This is a genomic window from Zeimonas arvi (assembly GCF_008039575.1).
GTDB classification, from domain to species: Bacteria; Pseudomonadota; Gammaproteobacteria; order Burkholderiales; family Burkholderiaceae_E; genus Zeimonas; species Zeimonas arvi.
In genome coordinates, this window is record NZ_VDUY01000005.1 from 70,317 (window position 1) to 91,493 (window position 21,177).

Consider the following 21,177-nt stretch of genomic DNA (forward strand, 5'->3'; position numbering starts at 1 on the left):
CGACCGCCCCGGTGCGCGCACCTACCGCCGGTAAGCGCGCAGGATGCGGTCGGCCTCGCGCTGCGCGTCCTTCATCGCCTGCTCGGGCTGCTTGGCGCCGGTCAACGCCGCCTGCAGGCCGTCGTTCAGCGCCTTGGTGACCCGCTGGTTCTCGTGCGTGGACAACTCGGCCACCGAGAATTCGAGCTGATCACGCGCCACCAGCGCCTGCGGCACCTCCTGCGCGTACTTCTTCATCTCCGGCGTGTCCCAGGCGGCCGGCGACACCGCCACGTAGCCGGTCGCGATGCTCCACTGTGCGGCGCGCTGCGGCGAGGTCGCCCACCTGATGAACTTCATCGACGCGGCCTTCTCCTCGGGGCTGGTGTCCTTGAACACGTAGAAATTTCCGCCGCCGGTCGGGCTGCCCCGGCGCTTCTTCTCGGGCAGCATCGCCACGCCGAAGGGGAAGCCCGCGTTCGCGCGGATGTTGGTCAGGTTGCCGGTGGTGGTCCAGATCATCGCGGCCTTCCTCTCGAAGAAGTCCTTCGGCGTGGTGCCCCACTCGATGACGCCGCCGGGCATCACCTTGTGCTTCGCGGACAGGTCGACCCAGTACTGCAGCGCCTCGATCACCTCGGGCCTGTCGTAGAAAGTCTGGTTGCCGGCCTCGTTCATCAGGATGGCGCCGTTGGGCGTGGTCAGGCCCTGGAACAGCCAGTACGGGAAACCCGACGACGGGATCTTCACGCCCCACTGCGTCACGTTGCCGCTCGCGTCGGTCCGGGTGAGCTTCCTGGCGAAGTCGACCATCTCGTCCCAGTTCCTCGGGCCCTTCTCCGGATCGAGCCCGGCCTCCTTGAACAGCTCCTTGTTCCAGTACAGCACGATGGTCGAGCGCTGGAAGGGCACGCCCCAGGTCTTGCCGCCGGTGCGGCTGTTCATCATGAAGGCCTCGTAGAAGCCGCCCAGCCAGGCCTTGCCGTCGGCGCCCGCCAGTTCGTCGATCGGCACGATCGCGTCCTCGTCGATCAGCGTGAACATGTCGGTCGACAGCAGCACCGCGAGGTGCGGCGGCTTGCCGCTCTTGTGCGCGGTGAGCGCCTTGACGATGCTCTCCTGGTAGGTGCCGGCATAGATCGGCTTGACCTTGATGCCGGGGTTCTCCTTCTCGAAGTCGGCTGCCATCTGGTCGATCAGCTTCGTGACCGGGCCGCCGACTGCGACCGGGTAGTAGAAGTCGAGCTCGACCGGCTTCTGGGCGTGCGCGGCCGGCAGCGCGCAAGCGAGGGTCGTGGCGGCGATGGCCTGGATCAGCTTGCGTCGGATCACGCGGATCTCCTTGCGAAATGGTCGGGGGTCGAAGCGAATGCGATGCGGGCCTCGTCGCGGCGCCTGCCGGTGGCCGCGTCGAAGAGATGGCCGTCTGCGTCGTTCCAGGCGAGCCGGACCCGCGCGCCCTCGGCCAGCTCGTGCCGGCCGGAGAGCCGGGCCGCGATCGTGCCCTCGCTCGCCGCGCAGGTGAGCACCGTGTCTGCGCCCAGGTACTCCGCGGCCTGGACCGTGGCGGGCAGCCCTCCGTCGGTCACCAGGCGCACATGCTCGGGGCGCACACCCAGCTTCAGGTCCGAGCGGCCCGGGCAGTCGATCACGTTCATCGGCGGCGTGCCGATGAAACGCGCGGCGAACACGGTGGCGGGCCGCGCGTACAGCTCGGCGGGCGCGGCATCCTGCTCGATGCGGCCGGCGTTGAGCAGCACCACCTGGTCGGCCATGCTCATCGCCTCGGTCTGGTCGTGCGTGACGTAGACCATCGTGATGCCGAGCTTCTGCTGCAGCGCGCGGATCTCGCGTCGCATCTCGTGGCGAAGCTGCGCGTCGAGGTTGGACAGCGGCTCGTCCATCAGGCAGACCGGCGTCTCGGCAATGATCGCCCGTCCCAGCGCGACCCGCTGCTGCTGTCCTCCCGAGAGCTGAGAAGGCTTGCGGTCGAGCAGTTGCGACAGCCCGAGCAGCCCGGCCACGCGGGCCAGCCGGCGATCGAAGTCGCGCGCGGGCTCCTTGCGCACGCGCAGGCCGAACAGGATGTTCTCGCGCACGCTCAGGTGAGGAAACAGCGCATAGGACTGGAAGACCATCGCGATGCGGCGCTTCGCCGGCGGCAGTCTCGTCACGTCGCGATCGTCGATCAGGATGCGGCCCGAAGTCGGCTCGTCGAGCCCGGCAATCAGCCTCAAGGTCGTCGACTTTCCGCAGCCCGACGGCCCGAGCAGCACGACGAAGCCGCCGGCCGCCGCGGTGAAGCTGGCGTCGTCGACGGCTGCGGTCGCACCCCAGTGCTTGCTGACGTGTTCGAGAGCGATGGCGGTCATGAGCAACTCGCCCCGGATTGAAGCACCATAATGTTTCATTCTCGTTGCAGTGCCGCCCGCGCACCTTGCACCGAAGGAACCGGATTTGCAATACCGATGAGAATGCTGCTGGTGGAAGACGACCGTATGATCGGCGAGGCGGTGCAGACCGCGCTGCGCCAGGACGGCTACGCGGTCGACTGGGTGCGCAACGCCGACTCGGCCGACACCGCGCTGGCCGCCGGCAGCTACGACCTGGTGCTGCTCGACCTGGGCCTGCCGGGGCGGGACGGCCTGTCGCTGCTGCGCGCGGTCCGCGCGCGCAAGGATGCGACCCCGGTGCTGGTGATCACCGCGCGCGACGCAATCGAGAGCCGGATCGCCGGACTCGACGCCGGCGCCGACGATTACCTGACCAAGCCCTTCGATCTCGACGAGCTGGCTGCCCGAATCCGCGCGCTGCTGCGGCGCAGCGCCGGCCGTGCCGAGGCGGTGATCGAACACGGCGGCGTGCGGATAGAACCGGCGACGCACGTGGTGAGCCGCGACGGCGAGCCGGTCACGCTGTCGCCGCGCGAGTACGCCGTGCTGGAGGCGCTGATGCTGCGCCCCGGCGCGGTCCTGTCGCGCGCGCAGCTCGAGGACAGGCTCTATGGCTGGGACGACGCGGTGGGGAGCAACGCGGTCGAGGTCTACATCCACGGGCTTCGCCGCAAGCTCGGCCGCGACTTCATCCGCAACCTGCGCGGCGTCGGCTGGTTCGTGCCGACCGCGACGCCGGAGACGCCCGAATGAAGGCAACGTCGATCCGCGCGCGGCTGCTGCTGTCGCTGCTTCCGCTCTTCCTGCTCGCCGTCGCGGTGGTCGGCACCGTCACCTATCGCTACGTGCTGCACGAAAGCCACGCGCTGTTCGACTACCACCTGGAGCAGATGGCGCTGTCGCTGCGCGACCAGGGGGAAGTGCCGGCGCCGCCGGTGCCGCCCGAGGAGCGCCAGCAGTTCGACTTCGTGGTGCAGATCTGGAATGCCGACGGCTCCAAGGTCTACATCTCGCAGACCCGGTCGCGGGCCCGGCTGCCCGACCGGGCCATGCTCGGATTCGCCGACGTGGTGACCGAGGGCGAGCGCTGGCGCGTCTACAGCCTGCTCGCGCGCGGACGCGTGATCCAGATCGGCCAGCCCTACCTGGTGCGCGAGCGCATCGCGGCCGCGGCCGCGCTGCGCAGCCTGACGCCGCTGCTGGTGATCGCACCGATGGTGGCGCTCGCGATCTGGTGGCTGGTCGGCCTGGCGCTCGAACCGGTCGTCCGGGTGACCCGCGAGCTGAGGCGGCGCGACGCGCGCCGGCTCGATCCGGTTCCCGACGAGGGCCTGCCCGCCGAGATCGAGCCGATGGTGCGCCAGCTCAACGGCCTGCTCGACCGGCTGCGCCACGCCTTCGAGGCGCAGCGCGCCTTCGTGGCCGACGCTGCGCACGAGCTGCGCACGCCGCTCGCCGCGCTGAAGCTGCAGGCCGGCCTGCTCGGCCGCGCCCGCGACGACCAGGCGCGCAGCGAGGCGCTGCAGGCCCTTCGTTCGGGCATCGACCGGGCGACTCACCTGATCGACCAGCTGTTGACGCTGGCGCGCAGCGAGCCGGAAGCCGTCGCGAGCCCCGAGCCGGCCGACCTCGCGGCGATCGCGCGCGAGGCCGCGTCGGAACTTCGCGCCATCGCGGAGTCGCAAGGCGTTCGCCTCGAGTTGCGCGCCCCTGGCGCGCTGCCACTGACTGGCGAGCCGGAAGCCCTGCACGGGCTGGTCCGCAACCTGGTCGACAACGCGATCCGCCACACGCCCCGGGGCAGCCGGGTCGAGATCACGCTGGCGGTCGACGGCGGCGAGGTGGCGCTCACCGTGGACGACGAAGGACCAGGCATCCCGCCCGAGGACCGCGAGCGGGTCTTCGACCGCTTCTTCAGTCGCACCTCGGGCGACCGGGGCGGCAGCGGTCTCGGGCTGGCGATCGTTCGAGCGATCGTGGAGCGGCACGGCGGCAGCATCGCGCTCGGCGACTCGCCGCGCGGAGGGCTCCGGGTGAGCGTGCGACTGCCTGCCGCGGGCGCGCCCGCACCGGCCCAGAGCCCCGCTCGACCCTCTTAAGCCTCGCCTAAGAATCGGCTCCTAAGGTGCAGGCATCGGGCAATGCCCGCATCGTGACGAGAGGTCGATGATGAAGACGAAATCCGTCGTTCTTGCGCTGGCCGCGGCCAGCGTGATCGGCGCCGGCGGCGCGACGGCCGCCTCCGGCTACGGTGCCGGCGCGCCGCACCTTCAGGCAGCCGCTGCGACCGTGGCGCCGACCAGCGCACCCGACTACCGGGCGATCGTCGAGCGATACGGTCCGGCGGTGGTCGGCGTGACTGTCGAGGGCAAGGTCCCCGTGTCTCGCCAGCCCAACCCGGACTTCGAGAACGATCCCTTCTTCCGCTTCTATCGCGGCCTGCCCTTCGCGCCGGTGCCGCGCGGCGAGGTGCCGGTCCAGGGCCAGGGCTCGGGCTTCATCGTGAGCCCCGACGGCGTGATCCTGACCAACGCCCACGTGGTCCGGGATGCGAGCACGGTCACCGTCAAGCTGGCCGACCGCCGGGAGTTCGAGGCGAAGGTGCTGGGCGTGGACCCGGCCACCGACGTGGCGGTGCTGAAGATCGAGGCCAGCGGACTGCCGACGGTGGTGATCGGCGACCCCGCCGCGCTGGGCGTGGGCGACTACGTGCTGGCCATCGGCTCGCCCTTCGGCTTCGAGCAGAGCGCCACCTCGGGGATCGTCAGCGCCAAGGGGCGCTCGCTGCCCGGCGACGCCTACGTGCCCTTCATCCAGACCGACGTGGCGGTCAATCCCGGCAACTCGGGCGGGCCGTTGTTCGACGCGCAGGGCCGGGTGGTGGGCATCAATTCGCAGATCTGGTCGCGCACCGGCGGCTACCAGGGCCTGTCGTTCGCGATCCCGATCGACGTGGCGATCCGCGTGCGCGACCAGGTGCTGGCGACCGGCACGGTGCGCCACGCCCGGCTGGGCGTGACCGTGCAGGAGCTGAACCAGGCTCTGGCCGAGTCGTTCTCGCTGAAGTCGCCGAACGGCGCGCTGGTGTCCAGCGTGGCCCCGGGCAGCGCGGCGGAGAAGGCGGGGTTGCGCGCCGGCGACGTGGTCCTCGCGCTCGACGGGACGCCGATCGAACGCACGGGCGACCTCGCTGCCCGGATCGGGATGGCGGCGCCCGGCGATCGCGTGACCCTGCAGGTCGTGCGCGAAGGCAAGCAGATCGCGTTGCAGGCGGTGCTCGGCGAGAGCAAGGACAGCGTCGCCGCAGCCGACGCGGCGCAGGCGGGCGACGCCGGCGAGAGCCGCCTGGGCATGGCGGTCAGGCCGCTCGGGCCCGCCGAACGGAAGGCCGCGGGCCTGAAGGGCGGCCTGGTCGTCGAAGGCGTGACCGGCGCGGCCGAACGCGCCGGCATCGAGCCCGGCGATGTGATCCTGTCGGTCAACGGCAAGCCGATCGAGACGGTCGAGCAGCTTCGCGCCGCGGCCAAGGGCACCGACCGCCAAGTGGCGCTGCTGGTGCAGCGCGGTGACGCGCGGATCTTCGTGCCGGTGCAGCTCGGCTGAAGCGCGATGCAGGAGACGATCGATGACGATGCATCGAGCGAAGATCGGCGGTCGGCTGCACCGCACCCTGCGCAGCGCCCGCCCGGCGGCCCGGACGATGCTGATGACGACCGCGCTGGCCTGGTCGATCGGCGTGCCGCCGCCGTCCACCGGGGCGACGCCGATGGCCCGGCCAGCGGCCGGCGCAGCCTCCGTGAGCGCGCTTCCCCTCAGTCCGCCTTCACCGACTCCTCGATCCACTCGCGCCAGACGGCCATGACCACCGCGAGGATCACCGGGCCCAGGAACAGGCCGACCAGCCCGAAGGCCGCGAGCCCGCCCAGCACGCCGAACATCACCAGCAGGAAGGGAATGCGCGTGGCGTTGCTGATGACCAGCGGCCGCACCAGGTTGTCGACCCAGCTGACCACCAGTCCGCCCCAGAGCAGCAGGCCGATGCCGTCGAACAGGCGACCGTCGGCGATCAGCCAGGCCCCCACGCTGCCCCACACGAAGGGCGTGCCGAAGGGGATCAGCGCGACCGCCGCGGTGATCGCACCCATCATCACCGGCGCGGCCACGCCGAACCACCAGTAGCCGAGGCCGGCCACCACGCCCTGCGCGAGCGCGGTGGCGACCAGGCCCCAGACCACCGCGGTGGTCATGCTGCCGACCGCGCTCAGGTAGGGGTCGACCCGCGCGCCGAGGAAACGGTGGAGGACCAGCTGCGCCTGCGCCAGCACCCGCTCGCCGTCGCGGTAGAAGAAGAACACGGTGACCAGCGCGAAGGCCAGCTTGGCCACGTTGCGGCCCACGCCGCCGATGACCTTGAGCGACTCGGCCGCGCTCGCCTCGACCCAGTGCGCGAGCTGCGCGCGAATGCCGGAAGGGTCGCGGGTGAGCCCGTCGAGCGTTTCCTGCAGCCAGCTGCCCAGCAGCGGGATGCCGGCGATGAAGTCCGGCAGCTTGTACGGGCCCTTGGCCAGCAGTCCGGCCACCGCCGCGTAGGCGTTGGCCATCTCGGTGCGCAGCAGCAAGGCGAGCCAGACCGCGGGCAGCACGAAGGCCAGCGCGAGCAGCAGGGTCATGGCCGCGGCCGCCAGCGTGCGCCGGCCCCGGAACAGCCGGCGCATGCGCTCGAGCATCGGCCAGGTCACGTAGGCGAGGATCGCAGCCCATACCATCGGCACCACGAAGGGCCGGACCACGCTCCAGGTGAGCAGCAGCAGGCCGCCGAGCAGGAGGCCCAGCACCAGCCGGTTCGAAAGTTTTTCGGTAAAACGGTCTTGCATCGCCCGGAATGATGCCTCAAACCCGAGAACGGTCACCGCCGGCAGTATCATCCTTTCATCACTCCTGGCCTTCCATGGACGCCCCGGCGGATCCACACGTCACCGGCCTGAATCGCCGCCTGCTCCTGCGGTTCTGGGAAATCGCGAAGCCCTACTGGGTTTCGGAAGAACGGTCCAGGGCCTGGGGATTCCTCGCCCTGCTGGTTCTGCTGCTGCTCGCCCTGACGGGCCTGAGCGTGGCGCTGATCGGCCAGACCGGCGAATTCACCTCGGCACTCGCGGCGCGCGATGCCGACCGGTTCTGGCTGTCGATCCGCCAATGCGTAGTCATCCTGCTCGTCGTGGTCCCGACTTACGCACTCCACTACTGGGTGCGCGACAGCCTGGGCATCCACTGGCGCCGCTGGCTGACCAGCCGCTTTCTCGAGCGCTACCTGGGGGACCACGCCTACTACGCACTGAACGCGCGGGGCCTCATCGACAACCCCGACCAGCGGATCGCGGAGGACATCCGGTCCTTCACGCAGGAGTCGCTCTACTTCCTGATGATCGGGCTCGGTGCCTCGATCCAGTTGGTGGCCTTTACCGGCGTGCTGTGGTCGATCTCGCGGGAACTCGTCTACTTTCTCCTGGTCTACGCGATTGCCGGCAACCTGTTCATCGCGGTCGCCTTCGGCCGCGCCCTGATCGGGCTCAACTACCTGCAGATCCGGCGCGAGGCGGACTTCCGGTTCAGCCTGGTGCGCATCCGCGAGCACGCCGAGCCGATCGCGTTCCAGCGCGGCGAGGCGCAGGAGTCGTCACGGGCGAAGCGCTTCTTCGACGCGGCCTTCGACAACTTCAGGCGGCTGATCCGCAAGCAGTTCGTGCTGAACCTGTGCCAGTACGGGTTCAGCATGATGACCGTGGTGCTGCCCAGCGCGATCCTCGCCTCGCGGGTGATCGCCGGCGAGCTCGAGGTCGGCCGCGCCGTGCAGGCGGCCGGCGCCTTCGCGGCGGTGCTCAGCGCGATGACGGTGATCGTCGAGCACTTCGAGGGCCTGAGCCGCTTCGCGGCGGGCATCGACCGGCTGCACACCTTCGCCAGCGAGCTCGCCGCGCCGCGGGACGAGGGAACGCGAGCAGGGTCGCTGATCGAGATCGAGGTGGCGAAGGCGACGCGACTTGCGCTCGAGCGCGCCACCGTCACGACGCCGGGTCGCGAGCGCACCCTGCTGCGTGACCTCTCGCTGTCCGTGGATCCCGGGCAGGGGCTGATGATCGTCGGCGGCAGCGGCTGCGGAAAGAGCTCCCTGCTGCGCGCGGTCGCGGGCCTGTGGCGGGCGGGCGAGGGCCGCATCCTGTGCCCGCCGATCGACCGCATCATGTTCCTGCCGCAGCAGCCGTACATGGCGCTCGGGAGCCTTCGCGCGCAGCTTCTGTACCCCGAAGACGGCCGGCGGGTGGACGACGACACGCTTCGGCGGCTGCTGCAGCGCGTGAACCTGGCCGAGCTGGCGGGACGCGCGGGCGGTCTCGATGCGGAGCTGGACTGGGCCAAAGTGCTGTCGGTCGGCGAGCAGCAGCGCTTAGCCTTCGCACGGGTGCTGCTGCGGGAGCCGGACTTCGTCATGCTCGACGAGGCGACCAGCGCGCTCGATGCCGACAACGAGGAGAACCTGTACCGGCAGCTGCAGGCCACCCACACGACGCCGGTCAGCGTCAGCCACCGGCCGACGCTGCTGAAGTTCCATTCCCAGGTGCTGGAACTCTCGGGCGTAGGCGGCTGGCAGCTGCTGCCGGCCGAGGGCTACACGTTCGGCTAGACGCAGCCCGCCGCCTTCAGTCGATCTTCAGCCCGCGCTCGCGGATCAGCGTGTGCCAGATCGCGGTCTCGCGCTCCACGAAGGCGCCGAGCGCCTGCGGCGACGAGGGCGCGACCTGCAGGCCGAAGTCCTCGAGCGCCTTGCGCACCTCGGGCTCGCCGAGCGTGGCCTGCATCTCGCGGTTCAGCCGCCCCACGATGTCGGCCGGCGCGCCCTGTGGCACGTACATGGCCAGCCACGCGAATACCTCGATACCGGACACACCGGCCTCGGCGATCGTGGGCACGTCGGGCAGCTGCGGAATGCGCTCCTTCGACAGCACGGCCAGCGCGCGGACCTTGCCGGCGCGAATCTGCGCCAGCCCGCCGGCGGTGTCGACGATCATCATCGGGATCGTGCCGGCCATGACGTCCTGGATCGCCATCGCGGTGCCGCGATAGGGCACGTGGACGATGTACAGGCCGGCGCGGTCCTTCAGCAGCTCCATGGCCAGGTGGTGCGGGCTGCCGGCGCCCGGCGATCCGTAGCTGAACTTGCCGGGATTGCGGCGCGCCTCGGCGATCAGCTGGCGGGCCGAGGTGAAGCCGCTGGCCGGGTCGGCGACCAGGATCAGCGGAAAGCGGGCCATGAAGCCCACCGGCGCGAAATCGGCTGGCTCGTAGGGGAGCTGGCTGTAGAGCGCCGGGTTGAAGACCATCGCGCCGTTGTCGCCGAAGACGATCGTGTAGCCGTCGGCCGGGGCGCGCGCCGCGATCTCGGTGCCGATGATGCCGGCCGCGCCCGGGCGGTTGTCGACGGTGACCTGGGTGCCGAGCCGCTTGCCGAGCTGCGGCGCCACCTGCCGCGCCAGGAAGTCCGAACCGCCGCCGGCCGGATAGGGGACGACCCAGCGGATCGGCTTCGACGGCCAGGCCTGGGCTGCGGCGTCGATGGGCCGGGCGGCGAGGGGCAGCCCGGCGAGGGGCGAAGCGGCCAGCGCGCCCAGCAGGCGGCGGCGGGGGTTCGAAGCGTTCTCGTTCATGTTCGCGGGGGAGAGGGGAAAAGCGGGAAGGCGGAAAACCTTCAATGCTACTGCTTCCCTTCGCGCCGCGTGGCGGGCCGGGATCGGCGCGCGCTCGTCAGCGATCGCCGTCGCGCCAGTTCTTCACGACCCACCAGACGAGCCCGGCCAGCATCAGGCAGGCGATGCCGATGCCGATTGCCCAGAACGCCGTCATGAAGCGTCCTCCAGTCGCGCAAGCCGCTATGCGTCGGCCGCGCCCGCTCGGCCGCCGCCCGCCAGCATTCGCGTCGCGAGCTCGCCGATCCGGCGCAGCGCGGCACGCTGCGCATCGTCCCAGCGGCCGCCGACGCCGAAGCGGGCGAAGCGGCCGAAGCGGTCGCTGGCGCTGAACATGTTTCCCGGCGCGAAGCAGATCCGCTCGTCGAGGCAGCGCCGCCACAACTCCAGCGTGTCGACACCTTCCGGGAACTCCGCCCAGAGGATGAAGCCGCCAGGCGGATCGGTCACCCGGGTGCCGCGAGGAAAGCTCTGCGCGACGATCTCGCGCGCCTCGTCGACTCGCGCCGCGATCGTCGCGCGCAGGCGCCGGTATCCCGATTCGATGCCCGTCTGCCCCAGGAGCTCGGCCATCGCCAGCTCCAGGACCGTGGACTGCCCGCCGCTGGTCGCCGCCTTCATCCGCTGCACCTGCGCGTGCCAGCGGCCTGCCGCCATCCAGCCGAGCCGGATGCCCGGCGCCAGGGTCTTGGTGAACGAACCGCAGAGCATCACGTTGCCGCCCTCGTCGAACGAATGCACGCTGCGGCGCCGGTCGTCCTGCTCCGACAGGTCGTTGTAGATGACGTCCTCGATCACCGGGATGCCGCGCTGGGCGGCCATCCGCGCCAGCCGTCTGCGCTCGGCCAGCGGCATGCTGGCGCCGAGCGGATTCGAGAGCGTGGGCACGGTCAGGACCGCCTTGACCGCGTGCGTGTCGAAGGCCAGCTGCAGCGCGTCGAGCGCCATGCCGGTGCGCGGATGGGTCGGGATCTCCAGCGCGCGCAGGTGGAGCTGCTCGAGGATCTCGAAGAAACCGAAGTAGGTCGGAGACTCGAGCGCAACGACGTCGCCCGGCCGGGTGACGGCGCGAAGGCACAGCACGATGGCCTCGAGGCAGCCGTTGGTCACCAGCAGCTGCTGCGGGTCGATCACCGATCCCAGCCTCAGCGCATGCCGCGCGATCGCGCGGCGCACCGCCTCGTGACCGGGACCGACGCGGTACTCGGCGAGGGTCTGCCGATGGCGCTGGACCGACCGGGCGACGGCGCGGCGCAGTTTCGTCTCGTCGAAGAGCGAGGCGGCGGGGCAGGCGGCGCCGAAGGACAGGTAGCCTGGGTCCTCGGCGATGCGCATGACCTCGGCGGTCAGGGCGGAACGATCGACCCGCGTCGACACCGCCGGCGGGCGCGACGTGTCGGGCTCGGGCAGCGACCGCGGCCGCGCGGCAACGAAGTAGCCGGAGCGAGGCCGCGCCTCGATCAGCCGGGCGTCCTCGAGCGAGCGATAGGCCTGCGTGGCGGTCGACAGCGACACCCCGTGCTGGCGGGCGAGCTCGCGCACCGAGGGCACGCGCTCGCCGCGGCGCATCGCGCCGCTGCGGATCGAGCGGGCGAGCGTCTCGGCGATGCTCAGGTAGAGGACGCCGCCGTCGCGGCTCGCCGCGGAGCCGTTGCCGTGGCCGGGCTCGGCCCGGCCCTGGACTGTCGGGTGGTCGAGTGCGGTGTCCATGTCTGTGATCCCTCCGGACACGCCATTCTGTACCGGTCGGGCGCACCGCGCCAATGACAGATGCCTGCGGAGCCGGCAGATACAGACGCCCGGCGAAGGCGGCTGTGCCTGCCGGGCTGGGGCGACCCTGCGGCTGGGCGCGCCGCTGGCGACCGGCCACGATCGACGCATCGCAAGCCCCACCGAGGAGCGATGCCATGTTCGCCCAGACCTTCCCCCGCGTTCTTCCCCGTCTGCCGGCCCGCCAGCGGGTTCGCCCCTCCGAGCGGCTGCTGGCCCGGGTCCTGGCCCGCCTGTCAGGCCACTTGCTCGCACTGCCCCGCCCGCGCGCGGCGCGGGCCATGGCCGAGGACGAGCGGCTCCTGCGGCTCGCCGCCGACGAGCTCGCTTCGCTGCGAATCGCGGCGGTCGGCCGCATCGTCGTGCTGCGCGGACGCGCCTGGGTCACGGTCGACGGCGACCCGGCCGATCACTTCGTCGCCCGCGGCGAATCGCTGGCCCTGCAGCCCGGCAGCGTGGCGAGGATAGGCGGCGACGACCCGGGCGCGACGCTCGTCAGGTTCGTCCCGGCCCGGCAGGCGACGCGCGACGCGCCGCCCGCCTGGCGGCGAGGCCGCCTCGATCGGCGGCTGCTCGAGGCAAGCGAACACATGCTGCGCGACATCGGCGCGCCCGATCGCGTGATCGAGGCCGCGCGCGCGTACCGGTCGGCGCAGGGCGCCGCCGGGGAGATCGCCCGGCGACTGGAGTTCCTGCGCTAGCGGTCGGCCCCTGCGCCAGCGGTCGCCCAAGGCAGCCGGCGGCAACGGCGGCTACATGCTCCGCCGGTACTGCCCGCCCACCTCGAACAGCGCGTTGGTGATCTGGCCCAGCGAGCAGACTCGCACCGCGTCCATCAGCACCGCGAACACGTTGCCGTTGTCGATCACCGTGTCCTTCAGGCGCTGCAGCATCGCGGGCGCCTGGCTCGCGTTGCGGGCGTGGAAGTCGGCCAGCCGCTTCAGCTGGTTCTGCTTCTCTTCCTCGGTGGAGCGCGCGAGCTCGAGCGTCTGCGGGGTCGGGTCGCCGTGCGGGTTGCGGAAGGTGTTCACGCCGATGATCGGATGCTCGCCGGTGTGCTTGAGCATCTCGTAGTGCATCGACTCGTCCTGGATCTTGCCGCGCTGGTAGCCGGTCTCCATGGCGCCAAGCACGCCGCCGCGCTCGGCGATGCGCTCGAACTCGGCCAGCACCGCCTCCTCGACCAGCTCGGTCAGCTCGTCGATGACGAAGGCGCCCTGGTTCGGGTTCTCGTTCCTGGCCAGGCCCCACTCGCGGTTGATGATCAGCTGGATCGCCATCGCGCGCCGCACGCTCTCCTCGGTGGGGGTGGTGATCGCCTCGTCGTAGGCGTTGGTATGCAGCGAGTTCGCGTTGTCGTAGGTGGCGATCAGCGCCTGCAGCGTGGTGCGGATGTCGTTGAAGTCGATCTCCTGCGCGTGCAGGCTGCGGCCGCTGGTCTGGCAGTGGTACTTGAGCTTCTGGCTGCGCTCGTTGGCGCCGTAGCGCTCCTTCATCGCGACCGCCCAGATCCGGCGCGCCACGCGCCCGAGCACCGTGTACTCCGGATCCATGCCGTTGGAGAAGAAGAAACTGAGGTTCGGCGCGAAGTCGTCGATGTGCATGCCGCGCGCGAGGTAGGCCTCCACGAAGGTGAAGCCGTTCGACAGCGTGAAGGCGAGCTGGCTGATCGGGTTCGCGCCGGCCTCGGCGATGTGATAGCCGCTGATGCTCACCGAGTAGAAGTTGCGCACGTCGTGGTGGACGAAATGCTCCTGGATGTCGCCCATGACCTTGAGCGAGAACTCGGTGCTGAAGATGCAGGTGTTCTGGCCCTGGTCTTCCTTCAGGATGTCGGCCTGCACCGTGCCGCGCACGGTGGACAGCGTCCACTCGCGGATCTTCTGGTGCTCGTCGTCGGTGGGCTGTCGGCCGTTCTCGCGCTCGAACTTCTCGACCTGCTGGTCGATCGCGGTGTTCATGAACATGGCCAGGATCGTGGGCGCCGGGCCGTTGATCGTCATGCTGACGCTCGTCGCCGGATCGCAGAGGTCGAAGCCCGAGTACAGCACCTTCATGTCGTCGAGCGTGGCGATGCTCACGCCCGAGTTGCCGACCTTGCCGTAGATGTCGGGCCGCAGGTCCGGATCGTGGCCGTAGAGGGTGACCGAGTCGAAGGCGGTCGACAGGCGCTTGGCCGGCATGCCTTCGGACAGCAGCTTGAAGCGGCGGTTGGTGCGGAAGGGATCGCCCTCGCCGGCGAACATCCGGGTCGGGTCCTCGTTCTCGCGCTTGAATGCGAACACGCCGCCGGTGTAGGGAAAGGAGCCGGGCACGTTCTCGAGCATCAGCCACTTGAGCAGCTCGCCGTGGTCCTCATAGGCCGGCAGCACGACCTTGCGGATCTTCGTGCCGGACAGCGAGCTGTAGGTGAGCTTCGTCCGGATCTCCTTGTCGCGGATCTTCACCACGTATTCGTCGCCGGCGTAGGCCTTCCGCATGTCGGGCCACATGGCGAGCAGCTTCTTCGCGGCCGGGTCGAGCAAGGCCTCGCGCTTCGCGGCCAGGGCCTCCACGGTCGTGCGTGCGCCGCTCTTCTCGGCGTCGTCCTCGCGCAGCATGCGGGCGGACTCGCGCAGCTGCTGCACCTCGCGGGCGAACCGGGCCTGCTCTCGCGCGCGGCGCTTGTAGCCGCGCACCGTGTCGGCCACGTCGGCCAGGTAGCGGATGCGCTGCGGCGGCACGATGACGACCTGGCTCGACGAGTGGCGGCCGTCGGCCTTCGGCAGGCGCCCGGGCTGCGGCAGCTTCAGCCCAAGCTCGACAAGCCGCGGCAGCATGCCCTGGTAGAGCGCGGTGACCCCGTCGTCGTTGAAGCGCGAGGCCTGGGTGCCGAACACCGGCATCTCCTCGGGGCGCTTCGTGAACAGCTCGCGGTTGCGCTGGTACTGCTTGGAGACGTCGCGCAGCGCGTCCATCGCGCCCTTGCGGTCGAACTTGTTGATGGCCACGAAGTCGGCGAAGTCGAGCATGTCGATCTTCTCTAGCTGGCTGGCGGCGCCGAACTCGGGCGTCATCACGTAGAGCGTGGAATCGACCAGCGGCACGATTGCCGCGTCGCCCTGCCCGATGCCCGAGGTCTCGACGACGATCAGGTCGAAGCCGGCCACCTTGCAGGCGGCGATCGCGTCGGGCAGGGCCTGGCTGATCTCGCTGCCGGCCTCGCGGGTGGCCAGCGAGCGCATGAACACGTTCGGGTGGTCGATCGCGTTCATGCGGATGCGATCGCCGAGCAGCGCGCCGCCGCTCTTGCGTCGGGTGGGGTCGACCGAGATCACCGCCAGCCGCAGCCGGTCGTCCTGGTCGAGGCGAAAGCGCCGGATCAGCTCGTCGGTCAGGCTGGACTTGCCGGCGCCGCCGGTGCCGGTGATGCCCAGCGTGGGGGTGGCGACCGTGTCGGCCCGCCTGTGCAGTTCGGCGCGCCAGGCTGCGAACTGCGCCTCGTCCATCCGGCCTTCCATGTGGCCCAGCTCGAGCGCGGTGATGGCCTGGGCCAGCGCGCGGCGCGACTCGGCCAGCCGGTCGCAGGTCGCGGGGTCGGCTTCTCCCTCGCGCGCCGCGTCGGGCGCCACCAGCGCCTGGAGGTCGGCGGGCGCGAACTGCGACAGATCGATGTCGCAGCGTCGGATCATGTCGGCGATCATGCCCTGCAAGCCCATCCGCTGGCCGTCCTCGGGGCTGTAGATGCGCTCGACGCCGTAGGCGTGCAGTTCGGCGATCTCGGCCGGCACGATCACGCCGCCGCCGCCGCCGAAGACCTTCACGTGGCCGGCGCCGGCCTCGCGCAGCAGGTCGATCATGTACTTGAAGTACTCGACGTGGCCGCCCTGGTAGGAGGAGATGGCGATCGCGTGCGCGTCTTCCTGCAGCGCGCAGTCGACCACCTCGCGCACCGACCGGTTGTGGCCCAGGTGGATCACCTCGGCGCCCTTGCTCTGCAGGATGCGCCGCATGATGTTGATCGAGGCGTCGTGGCCGTCGAACAGCGAGGCGGCAGTCACGAAACGCACCCGGTTCTTCATCCGGTAGTCGGCGAGCTGCTTCTGGTCGGACAGGTCGGTCATGGTCGGTTTCCTGCGCGCTGGGCGGCCGGCGTCGAACCGGGACAGCCCGGCTGGGGCCGCGATCGGTGCGAAGCCGCGGAGAATTTTCGGACGTATCGTTCGAAGTATCGCGCGGCGCGGCGGCGCACGCGAGGCGTCACGCTAACTTACGTTGACGTAAACGTCAATTGACGCCGGCCTCAGCGCCAGCGGCGCACCTGCCAGCGCAGCAGCAGGCGCTCTCGGTCGAAGACCATGGCCAGCCGAAGCCGGTGGCGATCGGGCTCGCGGCGAAGCAGCGTCAGTGCATCGGGCGACATGGCCTCGCGCAGCGCGGCCGAGTCCTGTGCCTCGCGCCAGGGCAGGCGATCGTCGGGCAGGCCCTGCAGGGCGGCCTCGTCGACCGGGTCGATGGCTTCGTAGCGCCAGCGGGCGCGGACCACGGCGGGAACCGGGTCCGGGGCGGGAGGGAGCTGGCGGGCTTCGCGCTTCCAACCATCCGGCCCGATATGGAGCGCGGTCAGGCGCCCGCCCAGGATCCGGATCACGTCGAACCAGAGATCGGTCACCGCCGCCGGGGTCGTCGATTCGTAGACCAGCTCCACGCCGATCGCCGGGTCGCGCCGCAGGCAGCCGGCGAGCAGCAAGGCCGTCGGCGCCAGCGCCACGCCGCGCCGCAGCGCGCCGCGCCTGGCGATGTCCACCGGCGCGGCGGCCCCCGGCTTCATCGGGCTGACCTTCATCGCGCGGCCAGTTGCACGCCGTAGTTCTCGGCAAGCCATCGGGAGTAGGCGTCGAGATCGACCGAGCCGACGATGGACAGCTTGCCGTAGGCATCGCGCTCGCGGCTGGGCGGCACGATCAGGAAGGGCTGAGAGGCCGACCAGTCCATGCCCGGGATCGGGGCGGCGCGCTGGGTGGTGCGCGACACGATGCGGCCGGAGGCATCGCGCACGTCGACCCGGCGGTCGCCGGCGGCGTCGTAGTTCCGGTCGTGCAGGATCGGCGCGTCGACCCGCTGCCAGTCGGCCGGAAGCGCCTTCATCGACACGCCGGCCTGCGCGGCCATCCGGGTCATCCAGGCGAGCGAGATGTCGGAGAGGTCGCCTTCGGCATTGCCACCGCCGACGTCGGCATGGCTGCCCACGAATCCGCGCTCGATCACCGCCGAGCCGGCCGCGCCTTCCAGCGGGAACAGCGAGCGGTGCTCGTTGAGCGCCACCGCGTGATACGCGGCCCCCACCGCCGAGGGGATGCCGAGCTGCCAGCGTTGATTGTCGCTGCCGTTCTGCCCGAACTGCGCCACCGTGTCCCACAGCCCCAGGAAGCGCAGGTCGACGCAGAAGCCCTTCAGCCACCAGTAGCGTTCGGCGTCGAGGCGCGCGACGCGGTTGACGAAGTCCCGCGCCATCGCCGCCCCGCGCGAGAAGCCGACGACGTCGATCGCGATGGTCTCGCCGATGCGACCGTCGCCCATGTAGGCGTCGAGCTCGCCGAGCATGAAGTCGACCCGGGCTCGCGCCGTGTTGCCGTTCAGCGGGTCGAGCGCGTTGGTGAGGATCCCGCTGCCCGGATCGTCGAGGCCGACGCCGGTCATGTACCAGGCCTTGCCTTCGTAGAGCTCGAAGAACTTCCGAACGTTCGACTGGTCGTCCTGTCCCGGCGGCGTGGCCGCGTTGTTGGTGCCGTCGAAGGCGAACAGGATCAACCCCAGCGGATCGCCGCCCAGCACCGGATTGCCGTCGGCGTAGGCGAAACGATTCAGCCCGCCGGCGAGGCCGAGCGGATCGGGCTCCAGGTAGCGGCCGGTCGCGGGGTCGTAGCTGCGCTGGTAGTTGTCGTGCAACCCGGTCTCGGGATCGTGATGCTGGCCGGCGAATCGCAATGGCTGGCGCAGTGGGCCGCCTTCGGCCGCGAGCCCGCCGAAGGCCAGGTACTCGCCCTGCCAGACCCGGCGGCCGGCCGCATCGGTGGCCGCGTGCGGCGTGCCGAGGTGATCGGCGTGCAGCCAGGACACGACCGGTCCGGAGTCCTGCAGGTCGACGATCGCGACCGGCGCGCCCATCCAGCGCAGGTAGTGGCGGCGCAGGCCGCCGCCCTGTCCGGTTTCGGCGGCCAGCGCGCGACCGCGATAGAGGTAGCCGGTCTCGCTTGCACCGACCCGCCGCGAGATCCGCTCGCCGGCGGCGTTGTACGCATAGCGAGCCACCGGGCGCGCCTGATCGACCACCTCGACGATTCGGCCCGCCGCCCCGCGGCGAAGTTCGAGGCCACCGTGGCGACGCGCTCTCCCGTCGGCGTCGTGCGGCGCCAGGTCGCGGTCGGCCGCCCAGTCGCGGCCATCGCGACCCCGGGCGTAGCGCAGGTCGCCGGCGAGGTCCCAGGCGAAGAACTCGCGCACCGGCTCGTTCTCGCGCGGGCTGGCGCGCCGCTCGTCGACGATGAGCCGGCCGAGCGCGTCCCAGCCCAGGCGCCGCTCCTGGCTGGAATCGGAGATGCTGGCCGGCAGTCCGTCGGCACGCCATCGATAGCGCCAGGCCGGCAGCGGCTCGCGCCCCCGCCAGGTCCATTCGAGCGGCCTGCCGGCGGCATCGTCGCGGCGCTCGAAGCGGGTGCCGTTTCCGTAGCGCCAGGCGATGGCGCGGCCGCCGCGGTAGCGCACCGCATCGACGATCGGAACGCCGGCGGCGCCAGGCGAGGCGGCAAATCGCATTGCGACCGGCCTGCCCTGGCGGTCGTAGTCGTAGTCGATCCGGCCGCCGCCCGGCAGGCCGCGCGACACGATGCGCTCGCGCGCATCGCGGGCGAAGCTCCAGCGATGGGCAGTTCCGCCGATCTCGTCGACGATCTCGCTGACCCGGCCGAGCGCATCGTGCACGACGCGGGTCCGCTGACCGGGATGATCGATGCCCGTCAGCAGCTCACCCTGCCAGGCGAAGCGGGTCACGGTGCGCTCGCCGCCGCCGAGTTGCTCGCGCTCGATCAGGCGGCCGGCCAGATCGTGGCGCCGGATCTCGACGAAACCGCCGCCCGAGTCGATACGCTCGACCCGGCCCCAGGGATCGTGCCGGTAACGCCGCCACCCGGCGTCGGCGGACCGCTCCTCGACCAGGCGACCGAAGTCGTCGTGGCGCAGATCGGTGCGCCGCCCGGCCCCGTCGACGACGAAGGGATGCGGCGCCGCCCCGGCCAGCGCGACCGGGACGCCGCGCGGCGACCCCTTGCCAGGCGAAGCGCCGTGCGCAGGCGCGACCGCAGTGCGATCGCCGACCGCGCTCGCCAGCCAGCCCCGGTCCGATCGGATCGAAACCTCCCCCGCGCGCCAGTCCAGCGCCCAGCGGTCGCCTGCCGGCCAGGCGATCGAGCTCGGCAGGCCCTGGTCGTTCCATGCGACCGTCGTCACCGCGTCCCGGATGCGCCATTCGACCAGCCGCCACGTGGCGTCGAAGCGCGCCGCACGCCGCGCGAGATCGGGCCCGATCCGCACGACGGCACGGCCCAGGGCGTCGCGATCGATCGTTTCCGTCAAGCCTTCGGGCCGCTCGATTCCGATCAGCCGCCTGGCCTTGTCGTGCCGGAACACGGTGCGCGCAGCGCGACCGTCGGGCGACAGGCGCTCGACCCAGGCGAGCTTGCCGGCCAGCGGGCCTGCCCCATGACGCTGCCAGCGCAGGTGCATGGAAAGGGTCGTCGACGGCTCATCGGGGCGCCGGGCCTGCCCGGTGATTCGGGCTTCCGCCGGCAAGCCGAAGACACCGTAAGTGACCACTCGCTGCGGCTGAGTCGGCCCTGAAATGACCCCAGGCGAGGATGCCGGCAGCGGCGGGCAGCTCGTGCAGGCCTGGCCATCCATGGACAGCAGGGCCGCCGATCCGGTCTGCAGATCGACCTGCCAACGCCAGGTCGACACCCGCTCGCCTTCGGTGACCGTGGTTCGTCCGACCGCCCCCGCAACCGGTGGCGGCGCCCAGCCGAAGACCAGGGCGCCGGTGTCCTGCCCATCCTCGGGCCGCGACTCGATCACCCGCCGCAGGTCGTCGTAGCGATAGCGGCTGCGGCGGCCATCGGGCCGCTCGATGCCGGTGAGCAGATGGAAGGCCTGCAGGTCTTCGTAGTGGTGCCGTAGCGCGCGCCCATCGGGGTAGCGGGCCGCGGCGAGCACCCCATGCACGTCGTACTCGTAGCGGATGCGCAGCCCATCGGGCAAGACGATCGCGGACAGCCGCTCGCCGGCATAGGCGAGCTCGAGCGCCCGGCCCGACGCATCTCGGATTTCGGCCAGCCGCCCGCGGGGATCGCGCTGCAGCGACAGCCTGTCGCCGTCGGGCGCCTCGATGCGGGCCAGCGCACCTTGAAGGTCGAAGCGCAACACGCGGCCGTCCACCCAGCGCCAGGCCCAGGGCAGGCTGGCGCCTGGCTGCTCGACGATGCTGCCGCTGCCGGACGCAAGGCCGGCGAAGGTCCCCGAGCGCTTCGGGTCCGCACGGAACACCAGCCTGCGCCCGTCCGCCTGCACCACCTGCAGCTCGACGCCGGCCGGACCCCGCAGGCGCGCCAGCGCGGTTTCGTAGCCGTGGCGCCAGCCCGGACCGAGCGGCCCGGCGGCATCGAAGCGGCTGTTGTAGTGGCGAGTGAAGGCCAGGCGCAGCGGCTCGAAGGGCTGCCAGGCCTCGCCGAGCGCGTGCGCGGCGTCGGCCCCCAGCGCATCCAGCAACGCGGCCTGCAGGCCGGACTCGGGATCGGGCAGCACGACATCGAGCACCCGCTGGTACTTGTTGCCGGTGACCAGATCGACCGGGTTGCCGGCCGCTTGCCCGGGGAAGATCGCGGGCAGGCTCGCGGGCTCGCCCACTCCGGGCGAAGCGCTCGACCCGGCAGCGTCCGTGCGACCCGAGGCCGGCGCCTGGCAGCTGCGCGGCGGCGGCGACGCACCGACCAGGCCCGAGACCAGCTGGTTCGGCGATTGACTCGACAGGCTTCCGGCGCCGGGACCGATCCCGCCGAAGCCGGCGTCGCCGAGCCCGATCAGGGGGCCGGGCGCACCGCCCGCCGCAGCGCAGACCGAGGCGGCGCGCGACGGCGCAACCGGGGCCGACAGGAGCAGGCAGGCGAGGATCGCCAGCAGGACGACGGGCGGGCGGGCCGGAGGCCTTGCCGCCTGCCGGGCAAGCGGTTGCGGAGCGCATGGAGCGGCGTTCTTCATGCCGCCAAGCT

General features: G+C 71.1%; 13 protein-coding genes. 5 read left to right on the forward strand and 8 right to left on the reverse strand.

What is annotated here, in order from left to right:
• Positions 1-21 precede the first annotated feature (21 nt).
• Positions 22-1,308 (reverse strand): ABC transporter substrate-binding protein, encoded by a 1,287-nt coding sequence (locus FHP08_RS12800; RefSeq protein WP_147705138.1) that lies wholly within the window; start codon positions 1,306-1,308, stop codon positions 22-24.
• Positions 1,308-2,351: an ABC transporter ATP-binding protein gene (locus FHP08_RS12805; protein WP_147704873.1), complete on the reverse strand. Its 1,044-nt coding sequence runs from the start codon at positions 2,349-2,351 to the stop codon at positions 1,308-1,310. The genes FHP08_RS12800 and FHP08_RS12805 overlap by 1 nt, the downstream gene beginning before the upstream one ends.
• 96 nt (positions 2,352-2,447) lie before the next feature.
• Here FHP08_RS12805 and FHP08_RS12810 point away from each other — a divergent pair, with 96 nt between their 5' ends.
• From FHP08_RS12810 to FHP08_RS12820, 3 genes are all read left to right on the forward strand, one after another.
• A complete protein-coding gene (locus tag FHP08_RS12810; protein WP_147704874.1) occupies positions 2,448-3,125 on the forward strand; it encodes a response regulator in 678 nt (225 codons plus the stop codon).
• Complete coding sequence (locus FHP08_RS12815; RefSeq protein ID WP_147704875.1) at positions 3,122-4,471, forward strand: sensor histidine kinase; 1,350 nt, start codon at positions 3,122-3,124, stop codon at positions 4,469-4,471. The genes FHP08_RS12810 and FHP08_RS12815 overlap by 4 nt, the downstream gene beginning before the upstream one ends.
• 70 nt (positions 4,472-4,541) lie before the next feature.
• Positions 4,542-5,975, forward strand: a complete 1,434-nt coding sequence (locus FHP08_RS12820) for a Do family serine endopeptidase (protein ID WP_147704876.1) — start codon at positions 4,542-4,544, stop codon at positions 5,973-5,975.
• 209 nt (positions 5,976-6,184) lie between these two features.
• Here the strand turns inward: FHP08_RS12820 and FHP08_RS12825 are convergent, their stop codons facing one another.
• Positions 6,185-7,246 carry an AI-2E family transporter gene (locus FHP08_RS12825; protein WP_147704877.1) on the reverse strand — a complete coding sequence of 354 codons (1,062 nt, stop codon included), beginning with the start codon at positions 7,244-7,246 and terminating at the stop codon, positions 6,185-6,187.
• 74 nt (positions 7,247-7,320) lie between these two features.
• Here FHP08_RS12825 and FHP08_RS12830 point away from each other — a divergent pair, with 74 nt between their 5' ends.
• Positions 7,321-9,051: an ABC transporter ATP-binding protein/permease gene (locus FHP08_RS12830; protein ID WP_147704878.1), complete on the forward strand. Its 1,731-nt coding sequence runs from the start codon at positions 7,321-7,323 to the stop codon at positions 9,049-9,051.
• 16 nt (positions 9,052-9,067) lie between these two features.
• On the opposite strand, the gene FHP08_RS12835 is transcribed toward FHP08_RS12830, so the two are convergent.
• Together FHP08_RS12835 and FHP08_RS12840 are read right to left on the reverse strand one after the other, a co-directional pair.
• Complete coding sequence (locus FHP08_RS12835; RefSeq protein ID WP_147704879.1) at positions 9,068-10,072, reverse strand: Bug family tripartite tricarboxylate transporter substrate binding protein; 1,005 nt, start codon at positions 10,070-10,072, stop codon at positions 9,068-9,070.
• Between the two features lie 222 nt (positions 10,073-10,294).
• Positions 10,295-11,821 (reverse strand): aminotransferase-like domain-containing protein, encoded by a 1,527-nt coding sequence (locus FHP08_RS12840; RefSeq protein ID WP_147704880.1) that lies wholly within the window; start codon positions 11,819-11,821, stop codon positions 10,295-10,297.
• Positions 11,822-12,018: 197 nt separating this feature from the next.
• Between FHP08_RS12840 and FHP08_RS12845 the strand changes: the two genes are divergently transcribed.
• The gene (locus FHP08_RS12845; RefSeq protein WP_187272290.1) at positions 12,019-12,582 is read left to right on the forward strand and encodes a DUF2917 domain-containing protein; all 564 of its coding nucleotides are present in this window, start codon (positions 12,019-12,021) and stop codon (positions 12,580-12,582) included.
• Between the two features lie 51 nt (positions 12,583-12,633).
• Here FHP08_RS12845 and icmF read toward each other — a convergent pair whose 3' ends face one another.
• From icmF to FHP08_RS12860, 3 genes are all read right to left on the reverse strand, one after another.
• The gene (icmF, locus tag FHP08_RS12850) at positions 12,634-15,984 is read right to left on the reverse strand and encodes a fused isobutyryl-CoA mutase/GTPase IcmF (RefSeq protein WP_147704882.1); all 3,351 of its coding nucleotides are present in this window, start codon (positions 15,982-15,984) and stop codon (positions 12,634-12,636) included.
• Positions 15,985-16,163: 179 nt separating this feature from the next.
• On the reverse strand, positions 16,164-16,691 hold the full coding sequence (locus FHP08_RS12855; RefSeq protein WP_147704883.1) for a hypothetical protein: 528 nt from the start codon (positions 16,689-16,691) through the stop codon (positions 16,164-16,166).
• A gap of 11 nt (positions 16,692-16,702) precedes the next feature.
• Complete coding sequence (locus FHP08_RS12860; protein ID WP_147704884.1) at positions 16,703-21,166, reverse strand: RHS repeat-associated core domain-containing protein; 4,464 nt, start codon at positions 21,164-21,166, stop codon at positions 16,703-16,705.
• Between the last annotated feature and the right edge of the window lie 11 nt (positions 21,167-21,177).